The sequence below is a fragment of the Pectobacterium fontis genome, assembly GCF_000803215.1.
Taxonomy (GTDB): Bacteria; Pseudomonadota; Gammaproteobacteria; order Enterobacterales; family Enterobacteriaceae; genus Pectobacterium; species Pectobacterium fontis.
Genome location: NZ_JSXC01000001.1, coordinates 114079 through 137695, shown reverse-complemented (window position 1 = coordinate 137695; position 23617 = coordinate 114079). Strand labels below are relative to the sequence as shown.

Genomic DNA, 23617 nt, shown 5'->3' with positions numbered 1-23617 from the left:
CGAGAGGGGGTCAGATATGCCCGGGTGAGCGCGACGCTACCCGGGCAAGGGACGTTAAAACGATGTCCAGTCACTTTCTGATGACGCGGCTTTTTTATCTGCTGTTGGCACGCGTTTTGGCAACGCATGGCGTGGTGGGGAGGTTAACGCATGTGCCGCCGTGCGACTGTCGGATTGAGGCACGCGGAAATGTCCAAGCAATTTCTCTAACAGCACAGCCTGCTCTTCCAACGAGTTGGCCGCAATGGAAGATTCCATCACCAGCGAGGCATTCTGCTGAGTCGTGGTATCTAATTCACTGATTGCCTGTGCGATTTGTCCAATTCCCCGGCTCTGTTCTTCTGACGCGGATGAGATTTCGCCCATAATGTCGTTCACGCGGGAAACCGAATCGACGATTTGCCCCATCGTATCTCCAGCAAGTGCAACAAGATGACTACCCGCATTAGTGCGTTCGACTGACTCCGAAATCAACGCTGCGATATCTTTAGCTGCCTGCGCACTGCGCTGTGCCAAACTGCGAACTTCACCCGCTACGACGGCAAAACCGCGTCCTTGTTCACCCGCGCGTGCGGCTTCTACCGCCGCATTCAATGCCAGAATGTTAGTCTGGAAAGCAATGCTATTGATGACGCTGGTGATATCGGCGATTTTTTTGGAACTGGCGGCGATAGTGTCCATGGTTGTCACAACCTGTTTCACGACCTCGCCACCTTTGAGGGCGTTCTTGGAAGCATCTGCGGCGATCTGGCTGGCATGTCTGGCGTTGTCGGCGTTGTTTTTCACCGTCGAGGTGAGTTCTTCCATACTGGCGGCGGTTTCAACCACGGCGGCTGATTGCTGCTCGGTACGTGAAGACAGATCGCTGTTGCCTGTGGCAATTTTGCTTGCCGACTGACTGACGCTGCCCACACTGTCTCGTACTTCGGAAATAACGTGGCGTAACTGTTCATTCATCGTCCCCATCGCGTGGGTCAGCCTCCCCAGTTCATCGTGACGGTCGGTATGAATAGTCGTCGTCAGGTCGCCACTGGCAATGTGTTCCGCCAGCGACAGGTTATGGATGATGGGTCTGGTGATAATCCGAGTGATGTAGATTGAAACGATGATACCGATAATGACGGCAATGAGGCCGATAATTATCGTAATAGTGGTGGAGGTATTGGCCAGTTCATCATTCTTCGCTTTGATGATGGCGGTCAACGCATTAATGTCTGCACTACTTTTCGTTCCTGCTCGCATGACCCGTGTTTCTGCTTTTTTCACGTCATCGAAAGCGATGAAGTAGTCTGCATTAAGCTGCTGGTATTGCTTAACGTAATTTCGTAATGCGTCAGCTTGGTTTTTCAAGTCAGCAGGTAAAATGGGTAATGCCTGATAGGCTGACTCCATTTCTGCATAACGATTATTCAGCGCGGTGACGGTGTTCTCATCTTTCGTTATTTGCAGCGCATAGCTTGATTTTTGTACTTCACTTAACAAAAAAGCCAGCTTGCTAATAGCGTAATAAGCATCATTATCGGGGAATGAAGAGGTGTCATGAAAGGTCTGCGCCAATGGCTCTAACGTCGCTTGTGCATGCAAGAGATTGACTTTTTCCTGAATGCCAACCGCTTTGAGTGTAGCGGTGGACATCGCGGAAACAGAGGATTGAAACTCCTCTAAATTTCCTTTTAAATTGCTGATATGGCCTAATTCATCATTACTCCAGGCCAGATTTTTCGCACTGTCAGTTAAATCTGTCGCACTCTTGACAAATTTCGCCAAAATATCTTTTGTTTTCTCATCGGGGGCGTAAAAATATTTAACACGATTTATTTTTGCCTGAAAAACTTCAATGTTGACGCTATAAATAAGATTGGTCTTTCCATATATATCTTTAATGTCTTTAAATCTCTTTGCGCTGAGTGTCGAAGCAATAATAACAAGTAATAAAATAATGCCGAATCCTGTATACAATTTATGTGAGATCTTTGTGTTACGAATCCGACTAGCAAGATGCTGCATTATAACTCTCCATGTATGACGCTTTTTAGTAAAATATTATTCACAATTTTATTGCTAACTACCATAAGTTATCGGGCTATGTTATTGCGATGTTAGTGTCAGATTAAGGGATAATGACATTTTGTGATGGATGTCAAAGTGTGTTGTGCAAATGCATGATTTTTTATGCGATTATAACCACAACCGTCGTCTAATACTTATTGACGGTTTATTTATTACAAGATTTTGGTTGCCAAATCCAGCCCTGATGCAACAGGGCTGGGCTGTTTGAGGTTAAAAAGTAGTCCAGCCGTCGTCGTGCGATGGTTTTGATGCAGGTGGCAGGTGCTTCTGCTGTGACGGCAAACGTGGGGTATTCGCTTTGGGTTTACGCCCCTCGTGCTCAGACAGGCGGAAGTTAGCGACCATACTTTCCAATATAACTGACTGTTCCTCCAGCGAATTAGCGGAGATTGACGATTCCATCACCAGTGCGGCATTTTGCTGTGTGGTGGTATCCAGTTCGCTGATGGCGCGGGAAATTTGCTCAATGCCACGGCTTTGTTCATCGGAGGCGGATGCGATTTCCCCCATGATGTCGTTAACCCGTGAAACGGAGGAGACGATCTGATCCATTGCGGTTCCTGCATTGGCGACCAACTGTGTGCCCATGTTGATGCGTGACACCGACTCGGATATCAGACTGGCGATCTCTTTCGCCGCTTGAGACGTACGTTGAGAGAGCGTGCGCACCTCGCTGGCAACCACGGCGAACCCACGACCTTGTTCCCCGGCTCGCGCGGCTTCGACGGCAGCGTTAAGCGCCAGAATATTGGTCTGGAATGCAATACTGTTGATCACGGCGGTAATATCGGCAATCTTGCGTGAGCTTTCTGAAATGCCAGACATGGTATCCACGACATTTCGCACCACTTCGCCGCCTTTGTGAGCGTTTTGCGAAGCCTCGGTGCTGATTTGGCTCGCCTGTTTTGCATTCTCGGCGTTGTTTTTAACGGTTGATGTCAGTTCTTCCATGCTGGCAGCGGTTTCAACCACCGCAGCAGACTGTTGCTCGGTACGTGAGGAAAGATCGCTATTACCTACGGCGATCTTGGCAGCAGAAGTGGAAACGCTGTCCACGCTGTCACGTACATCGCTGATCATATGGCGCAGCTTTTCGTTCATTCTCCCCATTGCTGCGGTTAACTGACCCAGTTCATCATCACGGTCAGCGACGATCGTTGAGGTCAGATCGCCTGCGGCGATTTTTTCTGCCAGAGAGAGGTTATGAATCACGGGACGGGTGATTTGACGGGTAATCAGCAGTGAGATGATAATACCAATTACTACGGCGATAAGGCCAATCAGCATCGTGATGGTAGCGGAACCGTAGGCCAACGTGTCATTTCTTTCTTTGACGACAGCGATAATCGCTTTAATCGAGGCGCTGCTTTTATCCCCGCCGACCTTCACGCCGTCTTCTGCTTTTTTCAGATCGTTGACGCTTTGAAAGTAGTCGTTATTAAGCTTTTTATAATTGGCGGCATAGCTGCGCAGGCCATCTACGACCACCTTTTGTTCGGGCGTCAACATTGCAACGGTGGCCTGATAGCGGCTGTCAAAACGGCTAAAAACTTCATCAAATCTCTTCGCGGCGTCGGCATTTTGTCTGAGCTGCAACTCATATGATGCCTGTTTTAGTTCTGCAACCTGCGTGCTCAGATCCTCTATTTGAGGCTGTGTTGCACTATCGGAAGGTTGCTGACGCAGTTTGGTGTAAAAATCCGCAATAATATTTTGCCCGTTGGCAGCACTGATTTTGTCGCGGTTTTCTACCACGCGCTGTGTAGCTTTCCCCATCTCTGTAATGGCGTTCTGGAATTCGGTCAGATTCTGGTTTAGCTCATTGATAAGCGTTAACCCTTCCGGCCCCCATGAGAGCGTTTTTGCTTCAGTGGTTAATTCTGATGCGTGTTTAACGAAACCCGCCATGGTTTCGCGTGATTTCTCATCATATGAATAAAAATACTTCAGGCGGTTTATTTTGGCCTGAAAGACCTCGATATTGATGTTGTAAATAAGGTTGGTTTTTCCATAGATATCACGAATTTCTCGGAAGCGTCCTGCGCTGAGTAGTGATGCAATGATTACCAGTAGCAGGATGACCCCGAACCCAAGATAAAGTTTTTGGGATATTTTAAGATTTCTGATTTTTTTGGTTAAGAACATAATGTCTCTCCGGGGATGAATTACTGGTGTCGGGTAACGCATTAATAACGGTAGACCCATAATGCTTATCGGATTTATGGCGATTTTTTTTAGTGTGGGAGAAAAAACTAATAATAATTTGTGAGGATTATCTCTCACGGCTGGACAACTGCCCAGCATGGGCAGGTTTAATTACCAATATGTGATATATTAAGCGTATTAAGAATAAACCCAAAAAATTGTGATTGTTTTTTTAATTTTTAAAAATAAGGGAGAAATAAACGGCATTTTGAAATAAATTGAAATAAAATTGAGATAAAAATAACGAATGGTTAATTTTTGTCTTAACACTGTTCGTGCTGGATACCAGATGGCCGCCAGCATTGCCGCCATCGGGCGCTGAGACACCTAACGGGTGTTTTTGGTGCGGTACAGGCGTCGTGGGTGGCCGATTTTTCCGTACTGCATTTCGATATCGAGAAACTGATTTTCAACGCAAAACTCCAGATAGCGGCGTGCCGTCGTTTTACTCAGCCCGGTTTTTTCGACGATATCATCGACAGAATAGAGCGTCTGACCCCCATCGCTGGCAAAAATCTGCTTAATCAGCCCCAGTGTGTTCTCCTCAATACCTTTTGCTGACGAGGAGGGCGCTGCGCCAGAGGATTGCAACTGATAAAGAATATCGACGTTCTGCTGATCGACAATCTTGTATGTGTCCTGAGTCTTCACGAATTGAATAAATCGTTCCAGCGAAGAGCGCAGCCGCGGGTAGGAAAGTGGTTTGATAATGTAGTCAAAGGCACCGCAGCGGATCGCCTGAGCACAGGTATTCATGTCGCTTGCCGCGGTGATAAAGATGACGGAGCAGTCCATCCCTTTCAGCAGTTGACTTTCAATCAGCGAAACCCCTTCACCGTCGGGCAAATAGTTATCCAGTAGGATCAAACGCGGTTTGTATTGCTGAAGGAGTTTTTTGGCTTCCAAAAGCGTAGCGGCAATCCCTACGACACGCAGATTGAAATTTTTTTCAATAAATTCAGCATGAATCTTCGCCAGCTTACTTTCATCTTCAACGATTAAGACATCGAAATGTTCAGTGTGCTGCATGGTGTGAATCCCTGTTAGTATCTAAAGTATAAAAAATCTAGTCCCCGTTATACCTCAAGCGGCCTGTGTGCTTAATATGAGGCAACGCCAATTATTTGGCTGATATTGGTATAAAGAGGGAAAATATGCTGCCATTTGGCTGGTTGGCCGAGACTTCGACCATGCCCTGTGCCTGATTAACATAGCTGGCGACCAGATGCAGCCCCAGCCCATGGTCGCCCTGTGTTTTACTGGTCACGCCCATTTCAAACAGGCTATCGGCGATCGCCGGATCGATCCCCGTTCCCTGATCGGCGACTTCAATGACCAGTTCCTGTTCGCTGTCGTAAATGTACACCTCGACAGGATAATGTGGCGCCGCGCTGGCTAATGTGGCTTCCATGGCGTTATCCAGTAAATTGCCGATGATGGACATCAGCTCCGTTTCGCTGAGTGCCGATGGAATATGGGTAAGCTGGCAGCGTGGGTCGAACACAATCTCAATGCCTTTTTCCCGTGCCGTCGCGTACTTGCCCAGCAGCAGCCCACACAGTGCTGGCGAACAAAAACGGCGGGAAACAAAATCCAATACCACCTGTGCGCTTTCTGATTGCGCTTCAATATATTTGATCGCTTCGTCATAGCGCTTCAGGTGCAGTAAACCAGCGAGTGTCGCGGTCCAATTCAGTTGTTCATGGCGCAGGATGCGCAGGCTGTTAGCATAGCGTTTTACCTGGCTAAGCTGCATGCTGAGCGTATGGATATCGCTCTTACTGCGGAAACTGATGACCCAACCTTGAAGTTCATCCTCCAGCATAATTCGCACTCGGCTGGCAATGACCGTGGCGTGGTTAAAGCGGCAGATCTCATCGTGAGTGTCGCTACTCCACATCGCCTCACCGGAGAAAAAGGGGACAGGCTTAATCACGGTATCAATGGGTTCACCCCGTAACAAATGAGAAGGTGCGTCTAGCCCAAGGATCTCTTTGGCGGCATGGTTAATGGCGGCGATACGGTGTTGCTTATCGATGGCAATCACCCCTTCGTAGATCGATTCGAGTAGTGCCTTCTGCTGCCGGACTAGCATACGAATTTCAAGAGGTTCGAGACCGAACATCTGTTTTTTCAGGTTGCGTGAGAACCACCATGAAAAGATAAACAGTGCGACAAACATGGCAAGAATCGCCAGCAGGATATGCGCCAGTTTACTGAACGTCAGGCTATCGATGTGGGTTTTCAGATAGCCAACGGAAACAATGCCAATAACCTGGCCGTCAGACATAATCGGTGCTTTGCTGCGCAGTGAGATGCCAATGCCGCCTCGGCGCACCGTAATGATGCTTTTACCCGCTAACACTTCAACGTTATCCCCCCCTACCATCTGCGTACCGACCAGATCGCTATCTTGAGAATGAAACAGATGACGTGCCTGATTATCACCAATCACGATATAACTGGCATCGCTGCGCAGCTTCAACTGTTGAACGAGCGTGTCTATCTGACGGATATCCTTATTTTTTACTGATTCGATCAGCGACGGGATGATGGCGATCTCTCTGGCCTGCACCTGTGCGCGTGTACCCAGTTCAGAATACAGTTGCTTATCGATATCGTGATAATAGTAAATACCAGTCATAAAAAGTAACAAAGAGAAGAAGACAATCAAATAAATAAACAATTTGATATGAAACGAAAGCCTTAATCTCATGATACGTGCAAGCCTGATGGTGGATGAAAAACTGTGGCTTAATTTATCACGAATGATAATCAGAATGGAGTAAGAGGAAAAAACTTGTGAGCAGCGGCACGTTTAAATAGGGGGTAAACATTATGATGAGGAAAATAAGTAAAAAAACAAACGAAAGTTTTTTCTTTAATAAACAACTTAATTACTTTTTATCAACATGATGCTTTTTAGGAAATAAAAACCATAAAATCCATAGAAACCTTAAACTTTATTTCGATTTATAATTTGTGTAATTAAATGAAAGGTAAGGATTTTCATAATAAAAACCATAAAAACCATAAACGCCTTTAAAACTCATTTTTTAATTTGAAGAGAATCACATAATAATAGGTCTCTGCCCCCTATGATGCGCAGACAAAATAAAACGGGGACTGAGCTATGAGTACAACTGATGATTCATATATTGTTGTAAATAATGAGGCGTCTGGGAAGACCTCATTGAAGGAAAAATGGTGGCATGTTCTGGATACCTATAAAGTAGGTATTATTCCTGTGCCACTTTTTGTGCTGGCGGGGGTATTAATCGGCATCGACTGCCTGAATGGCAAGTTGCCGAGCGATATCGTCGTGATGGTAGCGACATTGGCATTCTTCGGGTTTGCCTGTGGTGAATTCGGCAAGCGTCTGCCAATTATTGGCAAGATGGGCGCGGCGGCAATCTGTGCGACCTTTATCCCTTCAGCGATGGTGCATTATGGCCTGCTGCCGGACGTTGTGGTTGAGTCTACGACCAAGTTCTACAAAAGTACCAACATTCTGTATCTCTATATCTGCTGCATTATTGTCGGCAGCATCATGAGTATGAATCGGCAGACGCTGATTCAGGGCTTCCTGCGTATTTTCTTCCCGATGCTGTGTGGTGAAGTGGCCGGGATGCTGGTAGGCATGGGCGTCGGTATGGCGTTAGGTTTAGATCCGTTCCAAATCTTCTTCTTCCTGATTCTGCCAATCATGGCGGGCGGTGTCGGTGAAGGTGCTATCCCGCTGTCTATCGGCTATGCCACGATCCTGCATATGGATCAGGGCGTTGCTCTGGGGCGCGTATTGCCTATCGTCATGCTCGGTAGCCTGACTGCCATCATTCTTGCCGGTGTTCTGAATCAACTGGGTAAACGTTATCCACACCTGACCGGTGAAGGCGAACTCATGCCGAATAAAGGTAATAACCTGGATAACGGCGAAAGCAGCACACCTGCGCCGGCCTTTAGCGGTAAAGCCGATGTGACGACCATTGCCTCTGGCGCGCTGCTGGCCATCCTGCTGTATATGATCGGTATGCTCGGTCACAAAGTGATTGGCCTGCCTGCACCGGTTGGCATGCTGTTCGCTGCTGTACTGGTGAAGCTGGCTCACGGCGTTTCACCAAAAATGCTGGAAGGGTCCCAGGTTGTTTACAAGTTCTTCCAGACTTCTGTGACTTATCCGATTCTGTTTGCCGTTGGTGTCGCGATTACACCGTGGCAGGAATTGGTCAATGCCTTCACGATCCAAAACCTGCTGGTGATTGTTTCTACCGTGGTGACGCTGGTCGGGACTGGCTTCCTGGTAGGTAAAAAGATCGGTATGCACCCGATTGATGTTGCCATTATCTCCTGCTGCCAGAGTGGGCAAGGTGGTACAGGTGACGTCGCGATTCTGACAGCCGGTAACCGTATGGTGCTGATGCCATTTGCTCAGATTGCAACGCGTATCGGTGGTGCCATTAACGTTTCCGTTGCACTACTGGTACTCGCCAACTTTTTAGTCTGATGTTATTCAGAAATAAAAAGCGCTGAGTCGAAGACGAATTGTATTGAAGAAAGTGTTGAGTTAACGAAATAAAAACCGCCATTGCGTGTGGGTTTATTTTGCACAGGAAATATTATGAAACTTGCAAGCTATCGTTATAACGGTAAGGACAGTTACGGCATTTATACGCCAACGGGATTAATCGATCTCGGCAGTAAAATTGGCCACCGTTACCCCGACCTGAAAGCATTACTGGCACAGAGTGCATTACATGTTGCCGATGAGTTCATCATGAGTACGCCAGATATTGCGGTCGCAGATGTCACATTCTTACCGGTTATTACCGCACCAGGAAAAATACTGTGCGTGGGGATGAACTATGCCGCTAAACGGCAGGAATTTAATGAAGAGAACCCTGCGCCGACCTTATTTGTACGTTTTGCCGATTCGCAAACCGGACACGCGACGCCCGTCATCAAGCCGCATTATTCCCGTGAATTTGATTATGAAGGCGAACTTGCGGTCATTATCGGTAAAGGCGGGCAGAATATTTCTCAGGACGTCGCACTTTCTCATGTCGCGGGCTATAGCTGCTACATGGATGGCTCGGCGCGTGACTGGCAGCACAGTTGGTTTACCGCCGGTAAAAACTGGCAGAAAACCGGGGCGTTTGGCCCTTATCTGACCACCACGGATGAAATTCCTGACCCGCATGTGCTGGCAATCCGTACCTATCTGAATGGCCGTATGGTGCAGGACGACAATACCAGCAGCATGATTCACAAAGTCGCTGAATTGATTGAATACATCAGTACCTTCACTGAACTGAGTGCGGGCGATGTGATCATCACCGGTTCACCGGGCGGCGTGGGTAAAAAACGCAATCCGCCACTGTTTATGAAAGCGGGTGACTGCATTGAAGTGGAAATTGAAAACATTGGTCATTTGCGTAACACGATAGTGGATGCCGCCGCGCCGTTGAAATCGACTCCGATCGTGGCTGAAGTCGCCGCGCACTAAGTACCAATGCAAAAACAACGCTGCCGGTGTTAAAACCGGCAAGCCCGCAATGATTGCCCTAAATAATTCGAGTTGCAGGAAGAACCGTGATGTATGCCAATGATTCCGTCTTTTTTGACACGCTGGATGTGCGCTTTCGGGAGCCGGAGAGGGATGCAGTACGCCAGTTCCTCGCACACTGCCAGCTCGGCATGGATGACGATATTGACATCGTTGTAGTTGGCAAACAGGGCAAACGGCTGATCGCCTGTGCGGGTTTGGCCTCCAACACGATTAAGTGCGTCGCGGTCGATCCAGAATTCCGCCACCTCAATTTGGGCGTGCAGGTGGTGAATGAAGTGATGCAACAGGCGGCACAGCGCGGCCACTTTCACCTGTTTCTCTATACCAAGCCAGACAATGTCGACATCTTCCGGGGATGTGGTTTCTATCCGCTGGCGAGCTATCAGGACCGCGCGGTGCTGATGGAAAATACACCGATTGGCATTAAGCAGTATTGTCAGTCTTTGGCCGCGTTTGCGCATCCTGAGCCGCTCGCGGCGCGAACTGAGAAAAACATCGGCGCGATTGTCATGAACGCCAATCCTTTCACATTAGGCCACCGCTATTTGGCGGAACATGCGGCGCAGTCGTGCGATTGGCTGCATGTTTTCGTGGTACGGGAAGACGTGTCCTTTTTCCCGTTCAGTGAACGTCTGGAGATGGTGCAGCGCGGTGTGGAACATATCCCCAATCTGACGGTACATGCCGGTTCGAACTACATGATTTCTAAAGCGACGTTTCCCGGCTATTTCCTGAAGGAAGAGAAGCTGATAACGCGTGCCCATGCTGCGTTGGATTTAATCATTTTCAGGAAATATATCGCACCTGCACTGGGTATTACCCAACGCTTTGTCGGCACCGAACCCTTTTGCCCGGTGACGTACCAGTACAACCAGGATATGCACTACTGGCTGGAGAACGACCAGACCGTATCTGCCCCGGCGTTAAGCGTGGTTGAAATTGAACGTAAACGGCAAACCTCAGGACTGGCCATCTCCGCTTCGGAAGTCAGGAAATTACTCAAACTTCGGCAGTACAGCGGTATTCAGGACATCGTGCCAGCCTCAACGTTTGAGCATTTACAGCACTATTACGAACCCGAATACGCGTAATTAAAATTAATCAGGATAAGTCTATGAAGATTATTAAGGAGTCCCTGGCGGGCACTTTTGAATCCAGCGATTTGCTGGTCAAAGTGTCACCGGCAGACAGGAAGCTCACCGTGGTCATCAACAGCGAAGTGATCAAACAGTTCGGCCACCAAATCAAACAGGTCGTGAATGACACGCTGAAGGATCTGGGCGTAGAAGAAGGGACGATTATTGTGGATGACAAAGGCGCACTGGATTGTGTCATCCGTGCTCGCGTACAAAGCGCGGTATTGCGTGCCACAGACGGCCAGCAGATTGAATGGGAGAAATTATAATGAATAAACTTCGCCGCAGTATGTTGTTTCTCCCCGGTGCCAACGCCGCCATGCTGTCCAATGCATTCATCTATAAGCCTGATTCCATTATGTTCGATCTGGAGGATGCGGTGTCCTTGCGGGAAAAGGATACGGCACGCTTGCTGGTTTTCCATGCGCTCCAGCATCCGATGTATCGCGACATTGAAACCGTGGTGCGCATTAACCAGCTCAGTACGCCGTTTGGTCTGCTGGATCTCGAAGCAGCCGTACGCGGCGGTGCCGATGTTATTCGGTTGCCGAAAACCGATTCCACTGACGATGTGGATGAACTGGAACGCCACCTGGTGCGTATCGAAAAAGCCTGCGGTCGCGAAGTGGGCTCCACGCGCATCATGGCGGCGATTGAGTCTGCGGTAGGCGTGATTAATGCCGTTGCTATTGCCCGCTCTTCCGAACGCATGATCGGGATTGCGCTGGCGGCGTTTGACTATGTGATGGATATGCAGACGGAGCGCGGTGACGGCACCGAGTTATTTTATGCCCGCTGCGCGGTGCTGCATGCAGCTCGTGCTGCTGGTATCGATGCTTTCGACGTGGTTTATCCCAATGTGAATGATGATGCGGGTTTCCTGAAAGAGGTCGATCTTATCCGCAAGCTGGGCTTTAACGGCAAATCCCTGATTAACCCACGCCAGATTGAGCTGTTACACAACGCGTATGCTCCTACACAGGATGAAGTGGACTATTCCCATTTGGTGATCAAAGCCGCCGAAGAGGGCGAGCGTGCGGGACTGGGCGTTATTTCCCTGAACGGGAAAATGATCGATGGGCCGATTATCAACCACGCCAGAAGAGTGCTGGAACGTGCTCAGGCCTCCGGCGTTCGTAAATAGCCGTTGCGTGTTTACACCGCAATTGCCGCTCTTAGGAATCACAGGATTAGATAATGAGTCATTTTATTGAAGCATTGCAACAGCAGTACCCGGAAAAACGTCATCTACAACCTTTCGTCAACGCCAATCAGAATACACCGTGGCTGAATGATGTCGCCCAAAAGCATGAGCGCAAACTGTGTGCCGATCTCGAAGAGGCGATTCGCCACAGCGGCCTGAAAGATGGCATGACGATCTCTTTCCACCACCACTTCCGCGAAGGCGATAAAGTCATTAATCGGGTGGTTGATACGCTGGCACATATGGGTTTTCGCGACCTGACGCTGGCCTCCAGTTCGCTGATGAGCTGTAACGCCCCGCTGATTGAGCACATCAAAGCAGGCGTAGTCAGCCGGATATACACCTCTGGAATGCGTGGCAAACTGGCTGATGCTATTTCCCACGGATTAATGAAAGAACCGGTACAGATTCACTCCCACGGCGGTCGCGTGCACCTGCTGCAAAGCGGTGAACTGAATATCGATGTCGCTTTCCTCGGTGTACCGTGCAGCGATGAATTTGGTAACGCCAATGGCACCGTCGGAAAATCAAGCTGTGGTTCACTGGGTTATGCCATGGTCGATGCGCAGTTTGCCCGAAAAGTGGTGCTGCTGACGGAAAGTCTGGTGCCGTTCCCGAACATGCCAGCCAGCATCGTGCAAGATCAGGTGGATTACATTGTTCAGGTGGATGAAGTCGGCGATCCAGCCAAAATCAGCGTTGGTGCGGCGCGCGTCACCAGTAACCCGCGTGAATTGTTGATCGCCCGTTCCGCGGCAGACGTGATTGAACATGCCGGCTATTTCAAAAACGGTTTCTCTATTCAGACCGGTTCTGGTGCGGCTTCAACGGCCTGTACGCGTTTTCTTGAAGATAGAATGCGTCAGCAGAATATCGTGGCCCGTTTTGCCCTCGGTGGGATCACGGGCGGGATTGTCGATTTGCATGAAAAAGGGCTGATCGAAAAACTGATCGATACCCAGTGTTTTGATGCCAATGCGGCGGCGTCGCTGGCGAAGAACCCCAACCATGTCGAGATTTCCACTAACGTGTATGCCAATCCGAGTTCGAAAGCGGCCTGCTGCGATCAACTGGATATGGTGATTCTTAGCGCACTGGAAATTGACACCGATTTTAATGTCAACGTGATCACGGGGTCAGACGGCGTGATGCGCGGCGCATCCGGCGGGCATTGTGATGTCGCAACGGCAGCGAACCTGACGATTGTTGTGGCACCGCTGATTCGTAGCCGTATTCCAACGGTGGTTCGTCAGGTAACCACCCGCGTTACGCCGGGAGAAAGCATTGACGTACTGGTGACCGATCACGGTATTGCCGTCAATCCGGCACGTCCTGAGGTCGCTGAACGTCTGAAACAGGCAGGGCTGACGGTGATGACGATTGAGGCGCTGTATCAGCGGGCGATTGAACTGGTTGGCGAACCTCGTGCTATCGAATTTCACGATCGCATCGTCGGCGTTATTCGCTATCGCGATGGCAGCGTGATTGACGTCGTTCGTCAGGTGAAAGAAGCCGACGAATAAGCGGCAAACCCATGAGGGAATCGATGATGACAAAGGCTGTTTCCATCTCGCTTGAAACCTTACTCGCGGCGAAGGAGCGCCGCGCCAGTCGCCAGCAAGAATGGCTCGTTCGGCACGGTGCGACGTTGGTATCGCTGACGTTGGTTACGCCGGGGCCAATAAAAGATAACGACGATTATCGGCAGGTGATGGCGGAAGCCATCAAGGCATTTGCCTCGCTGTGTCAGACGCGAGGCTGGACGGTGCTGGAACAGCAAACATTCTGGCTGGCAACGGGGGCGGAAGGGCTGTGGGCGATCACCAAAGATGCGCTGTCGGTGAAAGCGGCGACCATTGCGCTGGAAGACAACCATGAGCTAGGTCGGTTGTGGGATTTTGACATCTTCAGCCCGGAAGAGGGATCGATTGGCCGAACGATGCTGGCGCATAGCGGGCGTACCTGCTTATTGTGCGATCAAATGGCACACGCCTGTAGCCGTTCGCGTCGCCATTCGCTGCCTGAGCTGCTTGAGCACATTGAGGAAAAAGTCCATGCCTACTTTACGCCAGCCTGACAGTGTACGGTCGGTTACGACATCTCGTTCCGTCGCCCGTGAGTATCGAGAATGTGCTCCGTTACCGGATATTGATCGGCGAGTCGCGCAGGCGCTGACGATGGAAGTGATGCTGACGCCAAAGCCCGGATTGGTGGATCGTGCCAATAATGGTGCGCATCGTGATATGGATGTGGCGCTGTTTCAGACCAGCATTCAGGCGATTTCTCCCTGGTTTCGCCGTTTTACCGACGCGGGTTATCAGCATGCTCGTGTACCTCTGGCACGGTTACTGTCTCAGGTTCGACCTATTGGCATCGCCTGCGAGCAGGCGATGTTGTCAGCGACGAAAGGCGTGAATACCCACAAAGGTGGAATTTTCGCATTTGGCCTGCTGTGCACCGCCGCCGGTTGGCTGGCAGGGCGGGGAGAGCCTGTGACACAGCGTAGCCTGTGCGACAGCGTTGCCGCCATGTGCCACGATCTGGTGCATAAGGAGCTTGAGACGTGCGCTGGTGCAGCAACGGCGGGTGAGCATCTTTTTCAACGTCATGGCCTGACGGGCGCGAGGGGAGAAGCTGCTAGCGGTTTCAATACCGTATGCCAGTACGCGTTACCTGCGTTACAGCAGGCGATAGCTGACGGTTCTGATGAAGAAACGGCGTTGTTACAGACGTTGTTGGTGCTGATGGCGCACAATCCTGACACCAATGTCGTTTCACGCGGCGGCATGGACGGCCTGGCATTTGTGCAAGACTATGCGCAGAAATTACTGGCTGGCCCGCTAAATCGCCAGGCGTTGAACCGGATGGATGAGGCGTTGATTGCGCGAAATCTTAGTCCTGGCGGGAGTGCCGATTTACTGGCGCTGACCTGGTTGCTGTATCAGTATCCTACCGAATAACGTCACACATGCCATACAAAGGAACAGGGGAGAGGCATATTATTTGTCTTCCCTGATCACTTTTTCCTATTATTCCGCTAAAGTAGTTGAGAACATTACCGATAACGTTTTCACCAGTTTGTATCGTGTGATTTCAAGCATTCCGTATGATTCTATCGAGATAAAATTAAGTTGTTTGAATTGAACAATTAATTTTTAAATTGAAGGGTTGCGGAGAGGCGTGCATCAAATAAGCCATTGACATAATGGTGGGGATGAAAGCGGTGAATGAAAATGTGAAAGAGCAGTTTGTTAAGCGCAACAAACTGGCTATCTGTGCAACCTTGCGTGAATTAAAAAAGAATGATACGTCTTTGATGATTCATCATTCTCACGGACAGTTCATCAGTAAAATTCTTGATGTCGAGCCCGATAATAATTTGTTTGTTTTTGACCTTGGTGGCGTTGAGCGAGAGAACAGCCGAGCGCTGTACGCGGGCATGATGTCTTTCGTTGCCGAGCCTGCTGGCGCGAGAGTCGAATTTAATGCCGAAATTGCGAAAACCGTGGATTACGATGGGTTGCCAGCCTTTAGCGCGCAGATCCCTGAATACCTTTATCTTATCCAACGCAGAACCTATTTCCGTATCAATACGCCACTGTGGCCACCGCTAACCTGTAGTGGCGAACTGCCAGATGAGAGTGCTTTCCAGTTCACTATCAAAGATATCTCTTTAGGGGGGCTGAGCCTGTATACCGACCGTGATACCACCGGGTTGTTGACCGAAGGTGACATCATTCAGGGCGTGGAAATGGATCTTGCCGACCACGGTTTCTTCTGCGTCGATTTGCAGTTCGTCGGTCAGGCAATGGTGAAGGTGGTCGATAATAAAGGTGAGGTGAAACTGACGCAGCGTCTGAGTTTCAAATTCCCTTCACTAAATGCGGCACAGGAGCGTGATCTCCAGCAGGTGATTTTTGAACTGGAAAGATTACAAAACGAAAAGAAAAAGCGGTTTCAGGAATTATAAGTTTTAAGTACAAGTTTTTGTTTGGGCTTCACACATAATAGCAACGTTTTTTATTACGATAATTAACTTATTTGCCCTAAATAATTCGAGCCGCGGTGTTAAATGTGATTGTTTTTCATGCAAAAAAACAGTGCATGCTGTTTAACATAGGATGAGAGCAAATAAATTGTTTCCAACGTTCTCTGAGCCTTGTCAGATGAGATCGTCTGGTGCAGAATACGCGCCTTGCAAATAACCGACGTCTAATAGCGTCGGTTATTTTTTTACATTTATGCTCGTCATACTTCAAGTTACAGAGGTATTGGTGTGGTTTTCTACCTTCTCTGTGGCTCTGGTGTACTGGGCATAGGGTCTTCAACGAAAGAGGCCGGACAACGATCCGGATAGATAATTTTGTGTGTGCCTGTGAGCACAGTGAGGAAAGGAAGAATGGGTCAATTAGTCAGTTTCGCACCGGTGCCCGCCGGTTTATGCTGTCAAAGCATTGGTTATGGCGCGACGCCGTCGCAAGTTATTTCTGGTGCTGTCTCAGCTACCTCTTCTCATCGTGATTCAGGCTGGCCCTGTATCCATGCATTTGTTTCCAGTGCGTATGCTTCCACCGTGATGAACGGAGGTGAACGCCGTGTCTCTTGAAACCTCCCAGCCTGCTGGCGCAAAACGAGCTCAGTTAAAAAGAACGCTTACGCTGTGGCCTGTTGTCATGATGGGGCTGGCCTACATGCAGCCGATGACCATTTTTGATACCTTTGGCATCGTATCTGGACTGACCGACGGTCACGTCGCTACCGCCTATGCGTTTGCGCTGGTCGCGATTCTGTTCACGGCGTTGAGCTATGGCAAATTGGTAAAACGTTTCCCGTCTGCTGGTTCTGCCTATACGTATGCGCAAAAAGCGATCAGCCCACATGTCGGGTTTATGGTTGGCTGGTCATCGCTGCTGGACTATCTGTTCATGCCGATGATCAACATTTTGCTGGCGAAAATCTATCTTGAAGCGATTTTCCCTGGCGTCCCGTCATGGATTTTTGTCGCGGCGCTGGTTGGGTTAATGACGCTGTTTAACCTGCGTGGTATCAGTCTGGTTGCGAACCTGAACGCCATTATCGTAGTGGTTCAGGTTGCTATCATGGCGGTCTTCCTCGGGCTGGTGATTCACGGTGTCTATCTGGGAGAAGGTGCCGGTACGCTGACCAGCACGCGTCCGTTCTGGTCTGAGAACGCCCATGTGGTGCCGATGATCACCGGGGCAACTATTCTCTGTTTCTCGTTCCTGGGTTTTGACGGTATCAGTTCTCTGTCGGAAGAAACGCAGGATGCCGGCCGGGTGATCCCCAAAGCCATCTTCCTGACCGCGCTGATCGGCGGCGTGATCTTTGTTGCTGTGGCGTATTTTCTGCAACTGTACTTCCCGGATATTTCTCGCTTTAAAGAGCCGGATGCGTCTCAGCCGGAAATCATGCTGTACGTTGCGGGTAAATTCTTCCAGTCCGTTATTCTGGTGTTCTCTTGCGTTACCGTGCTGGCATCCGGTATGGCTGCACACGCTGGCGTATCTCGCCTGATGTATGTAATGGGGCGTGATGGGGTATTCCCTGAGCGTTTCTTTGGTTATATCCACCCGAAATGGCGTACGCCTGCTCTGAACGTCTTACTGGTTGGTGCGATTGCCCTGTCTGCGGTGTCGTTCGACCTGGTGACGGCGACTGCGCTGATTAATTTCGGTGCGCTGGTAGCATTTACGTTCGTGAACCTGTCGGTTATTTCACAGTTCTATATTCGTGAGCGCCGTAACCGTACGGTGAAAGACACGCTCAACTTCCTCGTGCTGCCCGTGCTGGGCGCGTTGACGGTGGGGGCGCTGTGGGTGAATCTGGAAGCCAGTTCCATGACGCTGGGTCTGGTGTGGGCAACTATCGGGCTGCTGTATCTGGCGTTTGTGACGCGCAGCTTCCGCCAGCCAGTACCGCAATGTAGCGAAGAACCCGTTTAAATAAACTGACGACTTACCTAAAAGAGAAAAGCGGAGCATTGTGCTCCGCTTTTTTGTGCCTTATCCCACCAGCTTTTGTGCATAGGCGTAAAGCGCTTTTAACTGTGCCATCTTCTCTTTATCGTCTTCATGAAGCTGATACAGGTTATTGAGTTCTGACAGATAGTCCTGCAAACGTTCTGGCGTAAACACCGCCCGCCGATGTTGCAGCCAGCGCTGCTGCTCGCGATCGTCCAGCGTGCCGGGAAAATTACGTGCGCGATAACGAAAAAACAGTGGCTCCAGACGGTTATCGGCAAACGTAAGATCCAACGCAGGGAGATTCTGCGGTGCGGTCTCCTGGATTATTTTCATCGCCATGCGGTCAGCATCGCCAAAGAAACCATCATACAGCCGCAAATCGACATCATCAGGCGCGGCGAAAGCGGGCGCGTCGGCAAACAGTGCCACCACTTTTTCTCTAACGCTCGCGTTATTACGCAGCAGCGTCAGGTTATCCAGACAGCGTTGGCGGTCAATACCTACTCTTTCTGCGTCTTCTGGTCGCAACGTATTGGCTGGCGCTAATACCGGACATTTATTGATGTGCACCAGCTTGAGCGGCACCGTGCTCTGATCGGCCTCCAGCGCATCCCGCCGCGTATATAACCGCTCACGTAATGCGTCGCTGTCCAGTTCCAGCAGCGGCGTCATATCACCAGCCAGATCGCACATGATGACCGCATTACGGTTATCCGGGTGCCAGGCGAGCGGCACGACCCAACTGGTGTTGCTTCTCGCCGCGCCAAACATACCGGAAATATGAACGAGCGGCTTCATCTGCGGGATATCAATCAGTGCGGAGATTTTGTTTTTGTTCCGCAGCGGGAACAGATAGTCAAATAGCTTGGGCTGCGCCTGTTTGAACAGTTTGGCCATGGCGATGGTGGCATAAACGTCGGACATCGCATCATGCGCGTGTTCGTGGGCAATGCCGTTGGCTTTTGTCAGATGTTCAAGGCGAAAACTGGGCAGCCCGTCAGCGTTTTCCGGCCAGACGATGCCTTCTGGTCGCAGAGCATAACAGGCACGCAGTGCATCCAGTAAATCCCAACGAGAATTACCGTTCTGCCAACTGTAAGCGTAAGGATCGTAGAAGTTACGATAGAAAAGATTGCGGCTGACTTCGTCATCAAAGCGAATATTGTTATAGCCCATAATGCAGGTGCCGGGCACGCTGAACGCCTCGTGAATCTGGCGGGCGAATTCTACCTCATTGACCCCTTTCGCCAGCGCGACCTGTGGGGTAATGCCGGTGATCATCACCGCTTCCGGTTCCGGCAGGTAATCATCCGACGGACGACAATAAATGACGAGCGGCTCACCGATAATATTGAAATCCATATCGGTACGGATACCAGCAAACTGCGCGGGGCGGTCGCGCGCGGGATGTTTGCCGAACGTTTCGTAGTCATGAATGAAAAAAGTGGGTTGTGTTTTCTCGGCCATATATGCAGTTAGCTACGTGTATGCGCTGAGCCTGACGTCAGGCAAACAGACAGGAAAGTGGCAAGGATACCATTGAATCGACTTTCCTGTGGCGCTTTCCTGATTTACATCACTTCTCTGACTTACATCAAGAGGAGGGTAGACATAATCGCTAGGCATGAGTGTGTCCATTCGGTTACAATTTTTGCTTTAATGCGAATGATAATTAAATTCTTTATTGCCTCGTCGGGTGTTCTACGAGGCATTCGGCAATAAATAGCGAAATGGAGACACACTTATGCGGTTAAATGCGGTGCGATTACATGCAGCGTTTGCAGTGAAGGCGACGTTACTGGCATCGATGTTTGTCCTGGCTGGCTGCGATCAGCAGGCATCATCTTCAGAAAAAAGCCACACGATCAGCATTGAGCATGCACAGGGCACCACACAGGTGCCACAGCCGCCGAAGAAAGTGATTGTGTTTGATCCCGCCGTGCTGGACACGCTGGATGCGCTGAACGTTGAGGGTATTGCCGGTGTACCGAAAAGTAGTACGCCGCTGCCTGCGTTTTTATCAAAATATAACAGCGATACTTACCTGAACGCCGGGACGCTGTTTGAACCTGCCTATGAGGCGCTCAGCAGCGCTAAACCTGATCTGATTATCGCCGGTGGGCGCACGCGTGATGCTTACGACAAATTGAGCGGGATTGCCCCGACGATCTCAATGGATGTGGATGAACACCAGTTTATGACGAGCTTTATCCAGCGTACTGAGCAACTGGGTGCCATTTTCGGCAAAGAAGACGAAGCGAAAAAACAGATTGAAGAATTTAAACAGCAGATCGCTCAAACGCGCGCCAAAACGGAAAAGGTAGGCAATGCGTTAGTTCTGATGGTCAGCGGCGGGAAAATGTCTGCCTATGGCCCCAAATCGCGCTTTGGTTTTGTGTTTGATGAACTGGGGTTCAAACCAGCAACGGAGTTCCCTGACTCCGGGCGTCACGGCAACGTGGTCACATCAGAATTCTTGCTGAGTGTGAACCCTGAATGGTTGTTCATCCTCGATCGTGACAGTGCGATTGGCCGTCCAGGTGGGGAATCTGCCCAACAGGTACTGGATAACCCACTGATTCACAAAACCAATGCCTGGAAAAATAACCATGTGATCTACCTGGAGTCTGCCTCGCTGTATATCGCTGGTGGGCTGCAAAGCTATAAAAACCTGGTGAGTACCGTCAGCGATGCGCTGGATAAGAAATAACGGCAGATTACGGCAGAATCAATGAAGCCTTTTTACTACTCGCTGGGTCTGTTGTTTCTGGCCTGCATGATCGTTGTCAGCCTGTTTGTTGGGGCAGGACAACTGACTATGCAGGCCGTCTGGAACGATCCAGAAATGCGCGATATCTTCTTTATCAGCCGCGTTCCCCGTACGCTGGCGTTGTTGCTGGCAGGCAGTGCCATGAGTGTCGCCGGTCTTATCATGCAGTTGCTGACGCAAAACCGTTTTGTCGAACCGTCTTTGGCTGGGACCACACAGTCAGCCAGCTTCGGTTTACTGGTGGTGATGATTGCCGTGCCCAGTGCGACAATTTTCACCAAGATGATAGTGGCAAGTCTGTTTGCGTTGGCGGGCACCTTCCTGTTCATGATGCTGCTCCAGCGGATCGTGCTGAAATCGGCGCTGGTGGTGCCGCTGGTGGGCATTATGCTGGGGGCGGTTATCAGTTCAATCACCACATTTGGGGCGATGTATTTTGATCTGTTGCAGGCGCTTGGCGGTTGGGAGTCGGGTGATTTCTCCGGTGTCTTACAAGGGCGCTATGAACTGCTCTGGCTGGTGGGCGTGTTAACGCTGGTGGCCTGTTGGATCGCCGATCGCTTTACGGTTGCAGGAATGGGGCGCGAATTTTCCGTTAATGTCGGCCTTAATTACCGGCAGGTAATGATGATGGGGCTGAGTATTATCGCTGTCGTCAGCGGCGTGGTGGTGGTGGTGGTGGGGAACCTACCCTTTATCGGGCTGATTGTGCCAAATCTGATCAGCATGATGCTGGGCGACAATGTGCGCAAAACGATCCCCTGGGTGTGCCTACTCGGCGGTGGGCTGGTACTGTGCTGCGATATTATCAGCCGTGTGATCCGCTATCCTTTCGAAATTCCAGTAAGCGTGATTCTTGGCGTCATTGGCGCTGCCGTTTTCCTTCTCTTATTGCTAAGTCAGAAACGCCATGTCAGTCAATGAACGTAATACGGCGCTGACCGGAGCCATCAGCGAAAAGCGCGCAGGTTTAGCGCCGGTGCAACGCTTGCTGTGGCTGGCAGGGGCGGCTGTCGTGGTCATCGTGCTGTTTATGACGATCAATCTGGGCAGCAATCTACGCTACATTTTGGCGCACCGTGGGCTGATGCTGACGACGATGCTGCTGGTCGCTTTTGCCGCCAGCGCCTCGACCGTGCTGTTCCAAACGGTGACGAACAATCGGGTGTTGACGCCTTCGATTATGGGGTTTGAGGCCCTGTTTATCCTGATTCAGACATCGCTGGTATTTGTGTTCGGGATTAGCGGTATTCCGGGGTTGGGCATTGAAGGCAAATTTGTGCTTGAAACGCTGCTGCTGGTTCTGTTTTCTGCGCTGCTGTACCGCTGGCTGTTTACCGGCAGCCGCAATAACCTGCATCTGGTTTTGCTGGTTGGGATTATCTGCGGCACGCTATTTCGTAGTATGGCCGGTTTAATGCAGCGCCTGCTCACGCCGGGTGAGTTCGCTATTGTACAGGGGCGGATGTTTGCCACCTTCACTCGCACCGTTCCTGAACTGGTGGCGCTGTCGGTTGTGATTACGCTGGTGGTCGCCGTGGTGATCTGGCGCATGCGTTTCCGCTTTGATGTGCTGGCGCTGGGGCGTAACAACGCGATTAATCTTGGCATCGACTACAAACGTAGCGTCACGATCATTCTGTTGCTGGTTTCCGTGCTGGTGGCTATCTCAACGGCGCTGGTCGGCCCGCTGACCTTTTTAGGTTTTATGGTCGCGAATCTTGCCTATTTAGTGATGGGTTCCAGCCAGCATCGCCTGCTACTGCCCGCGGCTTTCCTGTTGGGGGTGATTTCACTGGTTGGTGGACAACTGGTGCTTGAGCATCTGCTGGATATGTCCGGGGCACTGTCGGTCGTTATCGAGTTTGTGGGTGGATCGCTGTTTATTGTGTTGCTACTGAAAAAGGTTTCCGTGTGATTGAGATCGACAATGTAACTAAAACGTATAATAACGTTACGGTATTAAATAATGTCACCGCGACAGTGCCGCGCGGTGGCGTCACGTCGATTATCGGCCCCAATGGTGCAGGAAAGTCGACCTTGTTGTCCATCATCAGTCGTTTGCTTGAGGCGGATCGCGGGCAAGTAAAGGTTAACGGCATGGACGTGATGGCTACGCCAAGCGACAAGCTCGCCACATGTTTGTCCGTCCTGCGGCAGGAAAATCAGTTTACCAGCCGCTTAACAGTGGCGGAACTCGTGGGATTCGGGCGCTATCCTTACACCAAAGGACGGCTGAACGCTGACGATCGTGAGCGTATCAGCGCCGCGTTGGCTTTCCTCAACCTGACTGAATTGAAGGATCGGTTTTTAGATGAGCTTTCCGGCGGTCAGCGTCAGCGTGCGTATGTCGCGATGGTACTGTGTCAGGACACGGAATATGTGTTGCTGGATGAACCGCTGAATAATCTGGATATGAAACATGCGGTGGCGATGATGAAGCAGATTCGCCGTGCAGCCGATGAACTAGGTAAAACCATCGTGCTGGTTATCCACGATATCAACTTTGCTTCCGCCTATTCGGACTACATTATTGCAATGCGCAAAGGGCAGATTATCTACACGGGAAAACCGGAGGACATCATGGTGTCCGAGGTACTGGAAGATATTTTCGATACCGACGTGGCGATTGAAGAGGTGCATAATCAGCGTATCGCCGTATATTATCGGTGACAGATTATC

19 protein-coding genes are annotated in these 23617 nt (G+C 50.3%); 14 read left to right on the top strand and 5 right to left on the bottom strand.

The features are described from left to right. Positions 1-54: 54 nt before the first annotated feature. The 4 genes from OI69_RS00565 to OI69_RS00550 form a co-directional block, all read right to left on the bottom strand. Positions 55-2007 (bottom strand): methyl-accepting chemotaxis protein, encoded by a 1953-nt coding sequence (locus OI69_RS00565; protein ID WP_039344590.1) that lies wholly within the window; start codon positions 2005-2007, stop codon positions 55-57. 273 nt (positions 2008-2280) lie between these two features. Then, a complete protein-coding gene (locus OI69_RS00560) occupies positions 2281-4215 on the bottom strand; it encodes a methyl-accepting chemotaxis protein (RefSeq protein ID WP_039344586.1) in 1935 nt (644 codons plus the stop codon). A 387-nt stretch (positions 4216-4602) separates the two neighbouring features. Continuing rightward, on the bottom strand, positions 4603-5304 hold the full coding sequence (locus tag OI69_RS00555) for a response regulator (protein WP_039344583.1): 702 nt from the start codon (positions 5302-5304) through the stop codon (positions 4603-4605). A 91-nt stretch (positions 5305-5395) separates the two neighbouring features. After that, positions 5396-6991 (bottom strand): ATP-binding protein, encoded by a 1596-nt coding sequence (locus tag OI69_RS00550; protein WP_039344580.1) that lies wholly within the window; start codon positions 6989-6991, stop codon positions 5396-5398. A 417-nt stretch (positions 6992-7408) separates the two neighbouring features. Between OI69_RS00550 and OI69_RS00545 the strand changes: the two genes are divergently transcribed. The 10 genes from OI69_RS00545 (at position 7409) to OI69_RS00495 (ending at position 18144) form a co-directional block, all read left to right on the top strand. After that, on the top strand, positions 7409-8779 hold the full coding sequence (locus OI69_RS00545; RefSeq protein ID WP_039344577.1) for a 2-hydroxycarboxylate transporter family protein: 1371 nt from the start codon (positions 7409-7411) through the stop codon (positions 8777-8779). 114 nt (positions 8780-8893) lie between these two features. Then, a complete protein-coding gene (locus tag OI69_RS00540) occupies positions 8894-9778 on the top strand; it encodes a fumarylacetoacetate hydrolase family protein (RefSeq protein WP_039344573.1) in 885 nt (294 codons plus the stop codon). 89 nt (positions 9779-9867) lie between these two features. After that, positions 9868-10932, top strand: a complete 1065-nt coding sequence (gene citC, locus OI69_RS00535; protein ID WP_039344570.1) for a [citrate (pro-3S)-lyase] ligase — start codon at positions 9868-9870, stop codon at positions 10930-10932. A 23-nt stretch (positions 10933-10955) separates the two neighbouring features. Continuing rightward, complete coding sequence (citD, locus tag OI69_RS00530; protein WP_039344567.1) at positions 10956-11246, top strand: citrate lyase acyl carrier protein; 291 nt, start codon at positions 10956-10958, stop codon at positions 11244-11246. Then, on the top strand, positions 11246-12121 hold the full coding sequence (gene citE, locus OI69_RS00525; protein WP_039344564.1) for a citrate (pro-3S)-lyase subunit beta: 876 nt from the start codon (positions 11246-11248) through the stop codon (positions 12119-12121). Before citD ends, citE begins: the two co-directional genes overlap by 1 nt. Positions 12122-12174: 53 nt before the next feature. Continuing rightward, positions 12175-13704 carry a citrate lyase subunit alpha gene (citF, locus tag OI69_RS00520; protein ID WP_039344560.1) on the top strand — a complete coding sequence of 510 codons (1530 nt, stop codon included), beginning with the start codon at positions 12175-12177 and terminating at the stop codon, positions 13702-13704. 26 nt (positions 13705-13730) lie between these two features. Continuing rightward, positions 13731-14258: a citrate lyase holo-[acyl-carrier protein] synthase gene (gene citX, locus OI69_RS00515; protein WP_080752583.1), complete on the top strand. Its 528-nt coding sequence runs from the start codon at positions 13731-13733 to the stop codon at positions 14256-14258. After that, positions 14236-15141 carry a triphosphoribosyl-dephospho-CoA synthase CitG gene (gene citG / locus OI69_RS00510; RefSeq protein WP_039344555.1) on the top strand — a complete coding sequence of 302 codons (906 nt, stop codon included), beginning with the start codon at positions 14236-14238 and terminating at the stop codon, positions 15139-15141. The genes citX and citG overlap by 23 nt, the downstream gene beginning before the upstream one ends. Before the next feature lie 254 nt (positions 15142-15395). Beyond that, positions 15396-16151 (top strand): flagellar brake protein, encoded by a 756-nt coding sequence (locus tag OI69_RS00505; RefSeq protein ID WP_039344646.1) that lies wholly within the window; start codon positions 15396-15398, stop codon positions 16149-16151. Positions 16152-16776: 625 nt separating this feature from the next. Further along, the gene (locus OI69_RS00495; RefSeq protein WP_039344549.1) at positions 16777-18144 is read left to right on the top strand and encodes an APC family permease; all 1368 of its coding nucleotides are present in this window, start codon (positions 16777-16779) and stop codon (positions 18142-18144) included. A 60-nt stretch (positions 18145-18204) separates the two neighbouring features. Here OI69_RS00495 and sbcB read toward each other — a convergent pair whose 3' ends face one another. After that, positions 18205-19632, bottom strand: a complete 1428-nt coding sequence (sbcB, locus tag OI69_RS00490; protein ID WP_039344546.1) for an exodeoxyribonuclease I — start codon at positions 19630-19632, stop codon at positions 18205-18207. A 277-nt stretch (positions 19633-19909) separates the two neighbouring features. Here sbcB and OI69_RS00485 point away from each other — a divergent pair, with 277 nt between their 5' ends. From OI69_RS00485 to OI69_RS00470, 4 genes are read left to right on the top strand one after another with little or no spacing between them, the layout of a single operon-like run. Continuing rightward, entirely contained in the window at positions 19910-20875 is a 966-nt protein-coding gene (locus tag OI69_RS00485; RefSeq protein ID WP_039344543.1) for a siderophore ABC transporter substrate-binding protein, read from the top strand. 21 nt (positions 20876-20896) lie between these two features. Further along, positions 20897-21859 carry an ABC transporter permease gene (locus tag OI69_RS00480; RefSeq protein ID WP_039344540.1) on the top strand — a complete coding sequence of 321 codons (963 nt, stop codon included), beginning with the start codon at positions 20897-20899 and terminating at the stop codon, positions 21857-21859. Further along, positions 21846-22853, top strand: a complete 1008-nt coding sequence (locus OI69_RS00475) for an iron chelate uptake ABC transporter family permease subunit (protein ID WP_039344537.1) — start codon at positions 21846-21848, stop codon at positions 22851-22853. Before OI69_RS00480 ends, OI69_RS00475 begins: the two co-directional genes overlap by 14 nt. After that, positions 22850-23608, top strand: a complete 759-nt coding sequence (locus tag OI69_RS00470) for an iron ABC transporter ATP-binding protein (RefSeq protein ID WP_039344534.1) — start codon at positions 22850-22852, stop codon at positions 23606-23608. The genes OI69_RS00475 and OI69_RS00470 overlap by 4 nt, the downstream gene beginning before the upstream one ends. Positions 23609-23617: the final 9 nt, after the last annotated feature.

What these genes read in the sequence shown, in the direction of transcription:
- OI69_RS00565 (WP_039344590.1), bottom strand. Translation starts at nt 2,007, where the DNA reads ATGCAGCATCTTGCTAGTCGGATTCGTAACACAAAGATCTCACATAAA.
- OI69_RS00560 (WP_039344586.1), bottom strand. Translation starts at nt 4,215, where the DNA reads ATGTTCTTAACCAAAAAAATCAGAAATCTTAAAATATCCCAAAAACTT.
- OI69_RS00555 (WP_039344583.1), bottom strand. Translation starts at nt 5,304, where the DNA reads ATGCAGCACACTGAACATTTCGATGTCTTAATCGTTGAAGATGAAAGT.
- OI69_RS00550 (WP_039344580.1), bottom strand. Translation starts at nt 6,991, where the DNA reads ATGAGATTAAGGCTTTCGTTTCATATCAAATTGTTTATTTATTTGATT.
- OI69_RS00545 (WP_039344577.1), top strand. Translation starts at nt 7,409, where the DNA reads ATGAGTACAACTGATGATTCATATATTGTTGTAAATAATGAGGCGTCT.
- OI69_RS00540 (WP_039344573.1), top strand. Translation starts at nt 8,894, where the DNA reads ATGAAACTTGCAAGCTATCGTTATAACGGTAAGGACAGTTACGGCATT.
- citC (WP_039344570.1), top strand. Translation starts at nt 9,868, where the DNA reads ATGTATGCCAATGATTCCGTCTTTTTTGACACGCTGGATGTGCGCTTT.
- citD (WP_039344567.1), top strand. Translation starts at nt 10,956, where the DNA reads ATGAAGATTATTAAGGAGTCCCTGGCGGGCACTTTTGAATCCAGCGAT.
- citE (WP_039344564.1), top strand. Translation starts at nt 11,246, where the DNA reads ATGAATAAACTTCGCCGCAGTATGTTGTTTCTCCCCGGTGCCAACGCC.
- citF (WP_039344560.1), top strand. Translation starts at nt 12,175, where the DNA reads ATGAGTCATTTTATTGAAGCATTGCAACAGCAGTACCCGGAAAAACGT.
- citX (WP_080752583.1), top strand. Translation starts at nt 13,731, where the DNA reads ATGACAAAGGCTGTTTCCATCTCGCTTGAAACCTTACTCGCGGCGAAG.
- citG (WP_039344555.1), top strand. Translation starts at nt 14,236, where the DNA reads ATGCCTACTTTACGCCAGCCTGACAGTGTACGGTCGGTTACGACATCT.
- OI69_RS00505 (WP_039344646.1), top strand. Translation starts at nt 15,396, where the DNA reads ATGAAAGCGGTGAATGAAAATGTGAAAGAGCAGTTTGTTAAGCGCAAC.
- sbcB (WP_039344546.1), bottom strand. Translation starts at nt 19,632, where the DNA reads ATGGCCGAGAAAACACAACCCACTTTTTTCATTCATGACTACGAAACG.
- OI69_RS00485 (WP_039344543.1), top strand. Translation starts at nt 19,910, where the DNA reads ATGCGGTTAAATGCGGTGCGATTACATGCAGCGTTTGCAGTGAAGGCG.
- OI69_RS00480 (WP_039344540.1), top strand. Translation starts at nt 20,897, where the DNA reads ATGAAGCCTTTTTACTACTCGCTGGGTCTGTTGTTTCTGGCCTGCATG.
- OI69_RS00475 (WP_039344537.1), top strand. Translation starts at nt 21,846, where the DNA reads ATGTCAGTCAATGAACGTAATACGGCGCTGACCGGAGCCATCAGCGAA.